The 13602-nt window shown below is 49.8% G+C and carries 10 protein-coding genes and 1 pseudogene; 2 read left to right on the top strand and 9 right to left on the bottom strand.

The annotated features are described in order from the left end of the window. Window positions 1–135: 135 nt before the first annotated feature. Entirely contained in the window at window positions 136–930 is a 795-nt protein-coding gene (locus RHOM_RS14540) for a Cof-type HAD-IIB family hydrolase (RefSeq protein ID WP_014081055.1), read from the top strand. Window positions 931–1552: 622 nt separating this feature from the next. Here the strand turns inward: RHOM_RS14540 and RHOM_RS14545 are convergent. The 5 genes and pseudogenes from RHOM_RS14545 to RHOM_RS14560 form a co-directional block, all read right to left on the bottom strand. Then, on the bottom strand, window positions 1553–3133 hold the full coding sequence (locus tag RHOM_RS14545; protein ID WP_014081056.1) for a glucose-6-phosphate isomerase: 1581 nt from the start codon (window positions 3131–3133) through the stop codon (window positions 1553–1555). Window positions 3134–3235: 102 nt separating this feature from the next. Then, complete coding sequence (gene thrS, locus RHOM_RS14550; protein ID WP_044024703.1) at window positions 3236–5011, bottom strand: threonine--tRNA ligase; 1776 nt, start codon at window positions 5009–5011, stop codon at window positions 3236–3238. Window positions 5012–5440: 429 nt separating this feature from the next. After that, window positions 5441–5533: pseudogene (locus tag RHOM_RS18395) on the bottom strand (hydrolase); the annotation flags it as partial. Next, entirely contained in the window at window positions 5534–5719 is a 186-nt protein-coding gene (locus RHOM_RS14555) for a hypothetical protein (RefSeq protein WP_014081058.1), read from the bottom strand. A gap of 47 nt (window positions 5720–5766) precedes the next feature. Continuing rightward, the gene (locus RHOM_RS14560; protein ID WP_014081059.1) at window positions 5767–6150 is read right to left on the bottom strand and encodes a zinc ribbon domain-containing protein; all 384 of its coding nucleotides are present in this window, start codon (window positions 6148–6150) and stop codon (window positions 5767–5769) included. 451 nt (window positions 6151–6601) lie between these two features. Here RHOM_RS14560 and RHOM_RS14565 point away from each other — a divergent pair, with 451 nt between their 5' ends. Then, complete coding sequence (locus tag RHOM_RS14565; protein WP_014081060.1) at window positions 6602–7519, top strand: calcium/sodium antiporter; 918 nt, start codon at window positions 6602–6604, stop codon at window positions 7517–7519. Between the two features lie 614 nt (window positions 7520–8133). On the opposite strand, the gene RHOM_RS14570 is transcribed toward RHOM_RS14565, so the two are convergent. The 4 genes from RHOM_RS14570 to RHOM_RS14585 are packed head-to-tail and all read right to left on the bottom strand — an operon-like array spanning window position 8134 to window position 13538. Next, window positions 8134–9435, bottom strand: a complete 1302-nt coding sequence (locus tag RHOM_RS14570; RefSeq protein WP_014081063.1) for a TRAP transporter large permease — start codon at window positions 9433–9435, stop codon at window positions 8134–8136. Between the two features lie 11 nt (window positions 9436–9446). Then, complete coding sequence (locus tag RHOM_RS14575; protein WP_014081064.1) at window positions 9447–9938, bottom strand: TRAP transporter small permease; 492 nt, start codon at window positions 9936–9938, stop codon at window positions 9447–9449. 3 nt (window positions 9939–9941) lie between these two features. After that, the gene (locus RHOM_RS14580; protein ID WP_014081065.1) at window positions 9942–10985 is read right to left on the bottom strand and encodes a TRAP transporter substrate-binding protein; all 1044 of its coding nucleotides are present in this window, start codon (window positions 10983–10985) and stop codon (window positions 9942–9944) included. 39 nt (window positions 10986–11024) lie between these two features. Then, on the bottom strand, window positions 11025–13538 hold the full coding sequence (locus RHOM_RS14585) for a glycoside hydrolase family 31 protein (RefSeq protein ID WP_014081066.1): 2514 nt from the start codon (window positions 13536–13538) through the stop codon (window positions 11025–11027). Window positions 13539–13602 lie beyond the last annotated feature (64 nt).

The following is a 13602-nucleotide window of genomic DNA, read 5'->3' on the forward strand; positions in this document are numbered from 1 at the left end:
AAATTGTAATTGATTGCCGCACATTTTACAACCGTTGATATTTGCAAAATATGTTTCCCGACGTTATAATACAGCTGTTGTATCCAGAAACATTTACAGAACAGGGCGCACATCAGCCCCGGAACGGAGAATCCCATGATAAAACTGATTGCCACCGATGTCGACGGGACACTGGTAAAAGACGGAACGATGCAGATCGATCCCGAATACATGACTGTCATTAAGGAACTTGTCCAGAAAGGAATCATTTTTGCCGTCTGCTCCGGCAGACAGTTCATCAGTGAGCGGAAGCTGTTTGCACCGATCAAAGATCAGCTGCTCTACATCACGGACGGCGGCACGGTCGTGCGCACCCCGCAGGAGATTCTGATGGTTCACACGATGCCGCGCGACGTCTGGAGCGGCATGTGCCGCATGGTGCAGGAACAGATGCCGCACTGCGACTGTTTTGTCGCCACACCGGACTACTGTCTCGCCGAAGACGCCGGAAGCCGCATGTTCCACTGGCTGCGCGATTCCTACGGCTACGATATCCGGGAGGCAGAGCGTCTATCTGACATCCCGGAGCAGGATATCATCAAGTTCACCGTCTACCACAAATCTGCCTGTGAGGAAATGTGTGCGCCGCTCTTCACCCCGGCATGGAAGGACAAGGCACAGCTTGCCGCCGCCGGCAAAGAGTGGATGGACTGCAATCCGCTCGGTGCGAACAAGGGAACCGCGATCGAGTTCGTGCAGAAGCATTTCGGCATTTCACCGGAAGAGACCTGCACGTTCGGGGATAACCTGAACGACATCGAGATGCTGCAGAACGCCGGCAGGAGTTACGCCGTCGCCAACGCCAGGGCGGAAGTCATCGCCGCGGCAAAAGATACCTGTGCGCCCTACTGGGAGAATGGAGTCCTCCAGATCTTAAAAACATTTTTATAAAGAAAAAGAATCGTGTCCATCCAGCGGCAGTGCCCCGGCGTACACGGTTCTTTTTCTTTTGTCGTTATGACGGCTTGTGCATATTGCAGGAAATCGCGGCAGCGCATTCTGTCGCAAAATTCCGCAGTTCTATCGGACGCGTCAACGGCATCTGCGATGATTCCTGTCTTTTTGAGGTTCGACAGTGCACCACGGATGTTCGCGGGCAATCGGACATTTTCGACGGCTTTTGTGTCTCGCTTGGCAGACCGATGAGTAAAACCGGACCGCGCAAACGACTGTCTGAGGTGTCTGCCGCCGTGTTTTAAATGCGGGCAGACACCGAGTTTCGGATTGCGCGGTCTGATCGGGACTTTGTGAAGCGGTCTGCCTAGCGAGACTAGAAAGCCGACGCTTTGTCCGTTGCCTGCGGACACCCGCGGCGCGCAGTCGAACGCCAAAAGAGACAGCAAACCGGATGCCGTTGACGCATCCGAAGAACTTCTGAAATTTTGCTCCAAAGAATTGCACTGCCGCTATTCCTGCAATACTGCCATGCCGTCCGCCCTTCCCAACGCACAAAAAAAGAACTGTGTACGCCGCGCATCTGCCGCAGGACGTGACACAGTTCTTTTTCGTTATATTAAATGTTTAACAGATCGCTGAATACCTTCAGGGCGCCGTCGGTCTCATGTGCAAGCACGCGCTTTGCCAGAACCTTTCCAAGCTGTACGCCTTCCTGGTCGAAGCTGTTCACATTCCACAGGAAGCCCTGGAACATGATCTTGTTCTCAAAGTGTGCCAGAAGTGCTCCGAGAGACTGCGGGTTCACCTGCTCACCGATGATGATGCTGGATGGACGTCCACCCTCGAAATTCTTGTTGCGGTTCTCGTCGGATTTGCCGCATGCGAATGCCACGATCTGAGCTGCGACATTTGCGCAAAGCTTCTGCTGGCTTGTGCTGTCCTGGATCACAACATCTGTGCCGATCTGGCTGTTCTTAAAGCCGACAAACTGAAGCGGTACGATGTCTGTGCCCTGATGCAGCAGCTGGTAGAACGAATGCTGTCCGTTCGTGCCAGGCTCGCCGAAGATCACCGGTCCTGTCGGGTAGTCTACCGGCTCACCGAAACGGTTCACCGACTTACCGTTGGACTCCATATCAAGCTGCTGTAAATGTGCCGGGAAGCGGCTGAGTGCCTGTGAGTAAGGAAGCACTGCCGTTGCCGGATAGCCCAGTACGTTGCGCTCGTAAACGCCAATCAGTGCATCGAGCATCTCCGGGTTCTTCAATACGTCTTTGTTTGCGGAAAGCTGATCCTCTGCAGCAGCTCCCTCGAGGAACTGTGCGAACACTTCCGGTCCGAACGCCAGGGATAATACGGCACCGCCGACTGCGGAAGTAGAGGAGAAACGTCCTCCGATATAGTCATCCATAAAGAATGCCGCAAGGTAATCATCACTCTTTGCCAGCGGGGATGTCTCGCTCGTTACAGCAATCATATGCTTGGAAGGATCCAGTCCCGCTTTCTTTAACGCATCTTTTACGAAGGACTCGTTCGTCAGGGTCTCCAGTGTCGTACCAGACTTGGATACCAGTACGAAAATGGCATGCGCCACATCGGTGGAATTCAGCACTGCTGCAGCATCATCCGGGTCTACATTGCTGATGAACTTTGCCTCCATCTTGAACTTGCCGTTTTTCTTCGCCCAGTTCTCAAGTGCCAGATACATCGCACGCGGACCGAGGTCACTACCACCGATACCGATCTGAACAACTGTTGTGAACTTTTCTCCTGCCGCATTGGTGATCTCGCCGGAATGTACCTTGTTGGCAAAATCAGCGATTCTCTCCTGCTGCTCTACATAGAAGCTACGCTTATCCACACCGTCTGCCGTCACAGCATCACCGAGCTGTCCGCGTGTCATGTGATGAAGCACCAGACGCTTCTCACCGGTGTTGATCACCTCACCATTGTAAAGTGCCTCAAACTTCTCCGCAAGCTGTGCTTCCTCAGCCAGCTTTACAAGTGCTGCAAGCACCTTATCATCCACCTGCTTGGCTGCATAGTTGTAAGAAAATCCGCCAGCCATCGGCACACTGTAATTCTTCACACGGTCAGCACCGTTCTCTCCGGACATTGCCTCGACAAGATTCACACGTTCCACTTCGGAAAGCTCCTTGAAAGAAGCAAGGGTATCCAAGTTGTTCCAGGTAACCATAATAGATTCCTCCTATCTATTCTTGCACTTATTCTTATATTATTGATCGTAGTGATTATACTATTAAATCAACACAAGTTCAACACTACGCCGTATCGTTCTTTATTTTGCGGCAGCCGGATTCAGTTTCTTCGTGCGGATATCCTCCTGCAACATGGCGAGGAAGTCTTCCATGGATACCGTCGTAGACTGCTGCTCTCCGTGAAGTCTGTAGCTTACCGTCCGGTCTGCCACTTCGTTCTTGCCGAGAACCAGAAGATACGGAACTTTTTCCATCTGTGCCTCTCTGATCCGATAGCCCAGCTTCTCGTTTCTCTCATCGATCTCCACACGGATTCCGTTATCCTCAAGGTATTTGTATACCTCATGAGAATATGCATTCAACTCCTCATCCTCATTCTTGACCGGAAGGATCTTTGCCTGTACCGGTGCGAGCCAGAGCGGCAGGTTGCCTTTCGTCTCCTCCAGAATGTAAGCCATGAAACGATCCAGGGAACCAAGGATTGCTCTGTGAAGAACAACCGGAGTCTTCTTCGTTCCGTCACTGTCAATGTAGGTCAAGTTGAACTTCGCCGGCAGGCAGAAATCCAGCTGGCAGGTAGAAAGTGTGTACTCGTTGCCGATTGCCGGTTTTACGTTGACATCCAGCTTCGGGCCGTAGAATGCCGCCTCGCCGATCTCCTCTGTATACTCGATGCCGATATCATTTAATACCTTTCGGAGTGCATTCTCCGCCATATCCCACATAGCGTCGTCGTCGTGATATTTCACCTTGTCCGCCGGGTCTCTTAAGGACAGTACACAGCGGTAATCGGTGATATTGAAGTCTTTGTAGGTGTCAAAAATCAGAGCCACCACGCTGGCGAACTCAGACTCAATCTGCTCCGGTGTCACGAACAGGTGCGCGTCGTTCTGGCAGAAATGTCTTCCTCTCTCAATACCCTTTAACGTACCGCTCGCCTCGAAACGGAAGTCGTGTGCGATCTCACCGATACGGATCGGCAGATCTTTGTAGGAATGCATTCTGTTTGCATAGATCATCATGTGATGCGGACAGTTCATCGGACGCAGAACGAAGGACTCTCCCTCCACCTCCATTGCCGGGAACATGTTCTCCTTATAGTGATCCCAGTGACCGGAAGTCTTGTACAGACCAACCGTGCCGACACACGGCGTCATAACGTGCAGATAGCCGAGTTTTCTCTCTTTTGCCTTGATGTAATTCTCAAGCTCCTGCCATACGGTATAGCCCTTCGGAAGGAACATCGGCAGTCCGCGTCCTACCAGATCGTCGGACATAAACAGCTGCATCTCCTTGCCGATCTTTCTGTGATCGCGCTCCTTTGCCTCCTCCAAAAGCTTCAGATGTGCCTCCAGCTCCTCGGCTGTCGGGAAACATACACCGTAAATACGCTGCATCACGTGGTTGTTCGCATCGCCCTTCCAGTACACGCCGGAATATTTTACCAGCTTGAAATTCTTGCAGAGCTTTGTATTGTCCACGTGCGGTCCGCGGCAAAGATCTGTAAAATCGCCCTGGTCGTAGACGGAGATCGTTCCGTCCTCCAGATCGCTGATCAGATCCAGCTTGTACTCGTCGTTCTTAAAAAGCTCTAATGCCTCTGCCTTTGAGATCTCACGTCTGTAGATCTTCTTGCCCTCTTTGCAGATCTTCTTCATCTCTTTTTCGATCGCCGCGATCACGTCGTCGTTGACTGCGTTATCGCCAAGATCGATATCATAATAAAATCCTTCCTTTACGACCGGGCCTACCCAGAACTTTGCTTCCGGGTATAAGTGCTTGACTGCCTGTGCCATTACATGCGCGCAGGAATGATTGAGTGTGTTCAGTCTCTCATCTGCTTTAAAATCTACCATTTTCTTCCTCCTTGTTCTGCGTCCGGGTGCTTTTTCCGGACGAAAAAAATCCCCCATACAGACCTGTGCCTGTATGAGGGACGAATATACTGTATCCGCGGTTCCACCCTGCTTATTCCCGTAAAACCATGCCGGACTGCCGGATCCCCTCGGATCACGCATCCCACTGTCGGGAAATCACTCGTTTGATGATAACGGAATCACCGGACCGGATTAGGGCCGCTCAGAGGTGGTCTTTCCAGGGCTTTCTTCCAAGATGCTTCCACCGTATGCATCTCTCTCTGTAGGGTGCCGCACTGGTACTCTTCTCTTCTTCGCGCTGCTTTAGATTCTATTTCAAAAAATCAGAACTGTCAAGGTGTTTGCAGCGAATTTCCGAAAACAATCTGCTTTTCCCACCCTGCATAGTGGCTTATCATCTGCTCATTGCAGCGCCGCCGCCCAGATCAGCCCGGTCAGCTCATCCGCCGCAAACAACACTTTTTGCATCTCGTGCACCGGTTCCACATCGATCGTCGTTCCTCAGCCGACCGATGCTTCCACAATCTCGTACTGCATCAGCTCGTATTTCAATCTGCTTCCCTCCATAATCTCCGCCGGAAGCAGTGCCCGCGCCACAAGCTTCAGATCTTCTGACGGGATATCCGTTCTTCTTAAGTTCGCGTAATCTCCATCGATCGAGACCACTTCATAATACCATGTCTCCATTGTTCTCTCCTTTGTAACCTCTTTCTATTCCGCATCCCGCGCCGCTGTTAAAACCGCAGACCGCATTTCGGGCAGAATTCATAATCCTCCGTCGTCGTAAAACCACAATTTCTGCACTGTTTTGTGGTATTCCAGCCGTTTCCACGATTCCCCGGATGCACCGGACGCAAATGTTGTGGCAGAATCTCGACATCCCCGCCGCGCGCAATCCGTTTTCCAATCTCCGCGTCCAGCTCATAGAGCGCATTGCAGCAGCTCGCCTGCACATAGTAGTGTCTGTTCCATTTTATGCAGGGGATAAAGAAAAGCGAAAATACGGTGTATGTCATGAACACCTGATATCTGCCGTAAGCTCCGCAGGCATCGCAGGTCATCATCTGGTGAAAATCAAAATCTTTTCTGCCGTCCGTAATTCCCATAATAAAAAACATGTGTCCTCACGCTCCGTTCTCTTGCCGTTTGTTATCTGTTATTATAGACATATCTATCGATTGTTACAACGATAATCTTGCAAAACCGTCCGGATGATATACCGCGCTCATTGCGCCTGGATTTCATGTGGGTTCCGCCCGGGTTCCGCTTGGATTTCGTTCGGATTTCATGCAGATTCCACCTGGCTTCCGCTTGGATTTCGTTTGGATTTCGACAAATAGCGACATTTTTATTGACATCTTTTTTGCCCCGTCCTAAAATAGCCTTAATAAAAGGGAGTAGTTTTCATCTTCGGATGCGCCAGACGCTGCGCGCAGAAGCTGAAATAATAATCGTCATCACGCCGCAAGGCCGGTTATTATTGTAAGTAACGAGACTTTTATCACTCATTTTTGATGCGATAAAGGTCTTTTTTTATACCCATTTCTTTGTCGCAGGAAAGGAACACGTATGGAATATGTATTGTTACTCATCGGTTTTGTACTCTTAGTTAAGGGCGCGGATTTCTTTGTGGAGGGAAGTTCTTCGCTCGCCAAAATCTTAAAGGTGCCCAGCGTCATCATCGGTCTTACGATCGTTGCCATGGGAACCAGCGCTCCGGAGGCGTCCGTCAGCATCAACGCGGCGCTTGGCGGCAGCAACGATATTGCCATCAGCAATGTCGTCGGATCGAATATATTCAACGGTCTGGTTGTGGTCGGAATCTGCGCCTTTTTGTCCGGCTTTCAGACGAACGCGGAGATCTTAAAGCGGGACATGCCTGTCAATATTCTGGTCACGCTGATTCTGTGCCTCATGTTTCTCGACGGAACGCTCGGCCGCGTCGAAGGTTTTCTTCTTCTGGCAGGAATGGTTCTCTACATCACATGCATGATCCGTTCCGCCCTGCGCAACCGTGAGGAAGGCGAGGTCTGTAAGGTATTACCGCTTCCGAAAAGTATCCTCTTTATGGGTGGCGGACTTGCCGCTGTCATCTTCGGTGGCGATCTGGTCGTCGACAACGCCTGCATCATCGCCGCAAACTTCGGTGTCAGCCAGAATTTTATCGGATTGACCATCATCGCCATCGGCACTTCCCTGCCAGAACTCGTCACCTCGATTGTGGCAACCAGAAAAGGAGACAGCGGGCTGGCGCTCGGCAATGCGGTCGGATCAAATCTCTTCAATATCTTGTTTATCCTCGGCATGTCCGCTGCCATCTCGCCGCTTCATGTGCTCGGCGAATCAGTGATCGACTGCGTCCTGCTGCTCTGCAGCGGTATCCTGCTGTTTGTTTTCGCGAGAACCAAACGGTCCATGAGCCGTGCGGAGGGCGCCGTCTGCGTGTTATTATACGTCGCCTACACGGCATATCTCTTTGTAAGATAACCTCTTACACAAAGGAACTGTCGCAATAGGCATATCGCTCTTTGCTTTGATAAGTAATATTATGAGAAACGCACTTGGGAATTTCATGTGGAAATGCAGATGGAATATTCGTTGGAGAAAAATGTGAACATTTCTTCCAGCTGAATGTTTGCATCGGATTCCGTGTCTCTTCCACGTTTGAACACTCCCGGAGTGTGTCCGACAAATCAGAGACAATGGGCGAACTTTCTAGTGGCGGCTAATGCCGCTGCTTCATAGACATTATAAAATCGCGCGAACCGAAACTCATTGCCATCTGCTATTGAAGATAAGGCAGATGGCAACTCAGACATCGGCTTCGCGCGATTATGTTTTATTCAGCAGCGGCAAAAGCGCCACACGAAAGTTCTTAAATTGTCTCATGATTTGCGGACACAGTCCGTGGAGTGCTCCAAACTTGGAAAGACACGGATCATCAAGGATGCAAACATTCGGCTGGTTAGAAATGCCACATTTTTTGAACCGAATATCCATCCGCATTTCCATCTGAAATCCCACGGTGTGGTCTTTTGATAATATTACTTATCAAAGCAAAGAAGTTCTATGCTTATTGCGGCAATTCCACAGGTCTATCCTTAGACTAATCCCATGAGGCTAGGAACTCCGAGGGAGAGTCCCGGTACAAAGGTTACCAGAAGAAGCATCACAATCAGTACCAGGAAATATGGAATAAGCTTCGGTGTTACTTCCTCAATCGATACATGTCCGATACCGCATCCGACAAAAAGTACGGAGCCTACCGGCGGTGTGATATTTCCAAGGCACATATTGAAAATTAGCATTACGCCAAACTGGATGTCGCTCATGCCAAAGCTCTGTGCAATCGGCAGGAAGATCGGTGTAAAAATCAAGATTGCCGGTGTGATGTCCATGAACATACCGATGATCAGCAGAATAACGTTCATCAGAATGAAGATGACATATTTGTTTGTGGATACCGAGAGCAGCGCGCTGCTGATTGCTGCCGGGATTCCGGAATAAGCCATCACGAATGACATCGCGGAAGAAGCAGAAATCAAAAACAGGATGATTCCGGAAGTCTTGGCAGAGTTCAGGAGAATCTCCATAAATCCCTTGAAATCGATACTCTTGTAGATGATGGACAGGATGAGGCAGTAAAGAACTGCAATACCTGCACCTTCTGTTGCAGTAAAGATGCCGGATACGATACCGCCGATAACGATAATGATCAGCAGCAGGGACGGAATGGCATCCCAGATCGTCTTTGCAACACTGATGGATTTGTCACGGCCGGTCGCCTTGATGCCCATTTTTTTCGCATAGATGAACGCAACCACCATACAGCCGAGTCCCATGAGGATACCCGGAACATATCCAGCCATGAACAGCGTGGAAATGGATACGCCGCCGGCTACGGTAGAGTAAACGATGAATGCAGAGGTCGGAGGAATCAGAAGTCCGGTCGGTGCGGAAGCAATGTTGGCTGCCGCCGAGTAAGCCGGATCATACTCCTGCTCTTTTTCAATCGGACTGATACATCCGCCCATTGCAGATGCAGCCGCTACGGAAGAACCGGAGAGCGCTCCAAAAAGCATGTTTCCAAGGATATTGGCCTGTGCCAGGTTTCCCGGAAGTTTTCCCACAAAAAGCTGTGCAAAATTGACAAGTCTCTTTGCGATACCGCCATTGTTCATGATGTTACCGGCGAGGATGAACAGCGGAACCGCCAGCAGGGAAAAACTTTCGATACCGGAATTCATCTTCTGCATGGTAATAAACGTAATCTGATCCCAGGAAAGGGTAGACATTGCAGTTACGATGGAAGATACAATAATACTTACAGAAATCGGAACACCCATGAACAGCAGTACGCCGAAAACGACAAACAAAATGATAGTTGTTAGTACGATATTCATTTTTTCCCTCCTTATTCTTCTACTTTGTTTCCGGTAATGTCTTCGTAGAGATTAATAATCTGTGCGATGATGATAAAGATGCCGGAAATCGGTGCGATGGAATATACCAGCGTTCTCGGAACTCCCAGAAGTGCGGAGAATTCCGCCCTTGCAGACACTGCCAGCTTATAACCGCCAATCGTGATTACAAAGATTGCAAGGAGTAGAATCAGCGCATCAATGAAGATAACCAGAATCTGATGCGGTCTTCCAGTCAGTTTATCTCTTACCAGGGTCAGTGCCATATGCTCTCTGGTGGAAAATGCATAGGCCGCGCCGATAAAGCCGGTCCAGATCAGCGAGTACTTTACCAGTTCCTCGGTAAATGCCGCCGGGCTGTTGAGGACGTATCTGGTGAATACCTGCCACAATACCAGGAAGGTCATGAACGTCAGAAGGACTGCGCAGCAAGCCGCGAGAACTTTGTTCATATATTTCTTAATCGTGCCTAAGGTCTTAGCCATTTTTTACTCCTCCTCTTCTCTGATTCCATCAATTCTATCCAGCAAATCCGCAACTCCCGGATATTCTTCGCGGTATTCATCGATCATTCCCGCCGTCGCTTCACGGAAAGCTTCCTTATCTACATCGTAGACAAATTCCACACCCATATCTTCCGCTTCCGTAATTGCTTCATCCACAGCCTGATCCCATGCTTCCTTGTGCCATTCGGTCGCATCGTGCGCACACTGCAGGATGATTTCCTGATCCTCCGGAGCAATATTGTTCCATACTTTTGCTGACATGACCATCACGTCAGGAATCATCGCGTGCTGGTCAACAGAGTACACCTTGCAGACCTCGCCGTGCTTACCTGTGGTCAATGCCGTCTCGTTGTTCTCGGTACCATCGATAATGCCGGTGGAAAGAGCGGTATAAACATCACCATAGGACATTGCCACCGGAGTTCCGCCAAGCGCTGTCAGCATATCCGTCTGTGACTTCATATCCTGTACACGGATTTTTAATCCCTTTAAATCTTCCGGCACACGGATTGCCTTGTCTTTGGTGTAGAAGGAACGGGCGCCGGACGTAAAGTAGGTAATCGTCACAAATCCGTCTTCCTCGGAGGAAAGGAAGAAATCCTGCATGTCCTCAGAATCCATAATGTCGTAGAAGTCTTCGGTATCATTGAAAATGTACGGAAGGCCGAACGTATTGTAAGCTTCGTTATAGGTGGCAAGACCCGGTGCGGAAACCTTGGTCATTGCGATTACGCCTGCCTGCAACTGCTCTAAGTTCTCTGTCTCAGAACCAAGCTGTCCGTTCGGGAAAATGTTGATAATGATGCGTCCGTCGGTCTTCTCTTTTACCTCATCCGCAAACTGCGTCATGGCAATATGTACGGTGTGCGTCTCGGAAAGACCGTGTGCCAGAGTCAATACCATCGGATTCTCTGCCGTTGCCTCTGCACTGCTGGAAACTCCGGAGTTTGCGCCACAGCCGCCTGCCGCAATTACGGTCGGCAGAACGAGCGCTGCCGCCAAAATGAGGGCGATGTTCTTTTTCATTGCTTTTGTTCTCCTTTTCCTTTTTTATTCTAATTTAAATTACATTCCAATCATATCGAATACCTCAAAGGAAATCATCACATGATGATCCTTTTTCGGATTCGGGTACTTCACCTGTACCGACTTTAAGCTCTGGCTGTAATACCAGCCGGTCTGCGCCTCTTCAAATTTGCGTCTGTGAAGAAAATGCGGAACTTCCACACCGTCAATCTGAACATAGAACGGCGCTTTTTCCCTGTGTACCACATCCAGATACATCGTGTCCACGGTATTCTCATAATTTCCTTCATAAGTGAAGTCCACACAGGTTCTGACTCCTGCCGTCACTTTAATATGGGTCTTAAGATATGCCCCGTTCTGGTACTCATTGGTCTTTCCGTCATCGTCATATACGGTAAATTCAGAATCTACGTCCGGCGCCATAAGAATATGAAGTCCGGTTACCGTCTCATGCATCAGGTTGTAGATCTGATTCTCCGCCATCGGAATAATCGCACCGCTCTTGATGTAAAGCGGGATGGAACTGATATCGACCGGCACCTCGATCGTCTGTCCCTGCGCATACTCTTCTCTGGTATAAAAATCATAGAAACGAACGTTCTCATCCCCCGTCTGCGGCAGGTAAATGCTTCTGGTCTTTGCTCCTTTTTCCACAACATTAGCTACCAGGAGTGAATCGCCCCACATAAAATCTACGCCTTCATTGTAGGTCTTCGGGTCATTCTGAAATGCCATAAACATCGGCTCCATAATCGGAAGACCGGTCTCATGCGCTCTGCTCTCCAGAGAATACAGATACGGAATCATGCGGTAGCGGAACTTGATTGCGTCCCGGATATACTGCTTCTTGTCCGTGTACATCCACGGTTCCGTTACCGTATTGTCGGTGTTGGTCGAGTGGATGGAAAATCTCGGCATAAAGATACCGTTCTGCACCCAGCGGACGAAAAGCTCCGGTTCCGGAGAAACACCATAGAAACCTCCGACATCGCAGCCGTGGTTTGCGACTCCGGAGAGTCCCATTCCGAGAATGGTTGCGATATTGTATTTTAACGTATCCCAGCAGGTCAGGTTATCGCCTGCCCACACCTGTGCGTATCGCTGGATTCCGGCATGTCCGGACCGGCACACGGAAAACGGGCGAACCGATGGATTGTACTCCGTTACCGCTTCATTGGACAGCTGGCACATCAGGTTGCTCATAACCGGCTTCATCGTACCGATCGTGCTGCCTTTTCCCTCAAAATATACTCTGGCATCCTTGTCTACCATGGAATCGTATTCACAGTTATCGTTCCATACAGACTCGCAGCCATACTGGATCAGACCCTGCTTCAGATACTCTTTCCAGTTCTTGCGGTTCTCTTCTTTGGTAAAGTCGACGAAAATTCCGGTTCCACCCCACCATGTACCGATTCCCGGCTCATCCGTTGTGCTGTCGAGGACGAACATCTTCTTTTCCTTCATCTCCTCCAAAAGCGGATGAACGAGAAGCATTCCCGGCTTTACATTCGGTGAGACAACGATGCCCGCCTGCTTCATCTTTGCAAACCAGTCCGCCGGGTCCTTGAATCTTTTATAATTCCAGGTAAAGCTGCATCTCTTGATGCCCTGCTCTGTCTCAACGGCACAATATCCGGAAGAAAGCTGGAAACCATCCACCGGAATGCCCTCTTCCCTGGTGGTGTCAATGAATTCCAGAATTGCATCGTCACAGTTCTCCGGCAGTTCCGGATAGTACATCGACGATCCCAGATATCCGAATGCAGCCTTCGGAAGAAGAATGGACTTTCCTGTCAGATCGGTGTAGCGCTCAACGACCTCCCCGATCGACGGTCCCGCGATCAGGAATAAATCCACATCGCCGGCATCTGCACGGAAGGAAGAATAACGATGCCAGTAATTCCGCTTCTCGCGTCCCATATTGAAGTCACATTCTGCCGTGCTGTGGTAGAAATATCCTACAGCTTTTTTCGTGCTGCGCTGCAGCTTGATATAGAACGGAATATGCTTGTACAGGGAATCTGTCTCCTTCGCATTGTATCCCATCGCATCTCCGGGAGCCATGTTCATATATTTTTCTGCTTTATTGATCTCGCCGCCTTTTTCACCAAATCCGTAAAAATAATCGTCATCCTCGATCTGGCTGGTATGAATGCGGCGCCTGTTAGAATCCTCACGGTACGCAAGCTCCGGAATATCCGCATGAAGCATGGTTCCTTCTGCATCATAGACACAGATACGGAATGGATCTTTTTCCACTTCCACACGGAGCTTCTTTCCGGTAATCACTGCCCTGGTCTCACCATCCACCAGTGCAGCTTCCGCTACGTTAATCCGCTTCCGGTAATCCTTCATCAGTTCATCTGTGCGGGATTCCCACGCGGTTGTTACCAGACTGTAGGATGCTTCATCCCAGTCTCCGTCAAAGCCCGCCCGGATACGGATGATATCATCCGTAAGGAACCATACACGAATCTCCACTGCATCTGCAGCAATCGAATAATAATGATTCTGTGCTGTGACAGCACCTGCTTTGTAACATACTTTCACGAGTTTTCCTCCTTTGGTTTTGTAACTCTTTTTCTTATTGTCTATATCCGGTTCATTCAGATCT

It is taken from the genome of Roseburia hominis A2-183 (genome assembly GCF_000225345.1).
Lineage (GTDB): Bacteria > Bacillota > Clostridia > Lachnospirales > Lachnospiraceae > Roseburia > Roseburia hominis.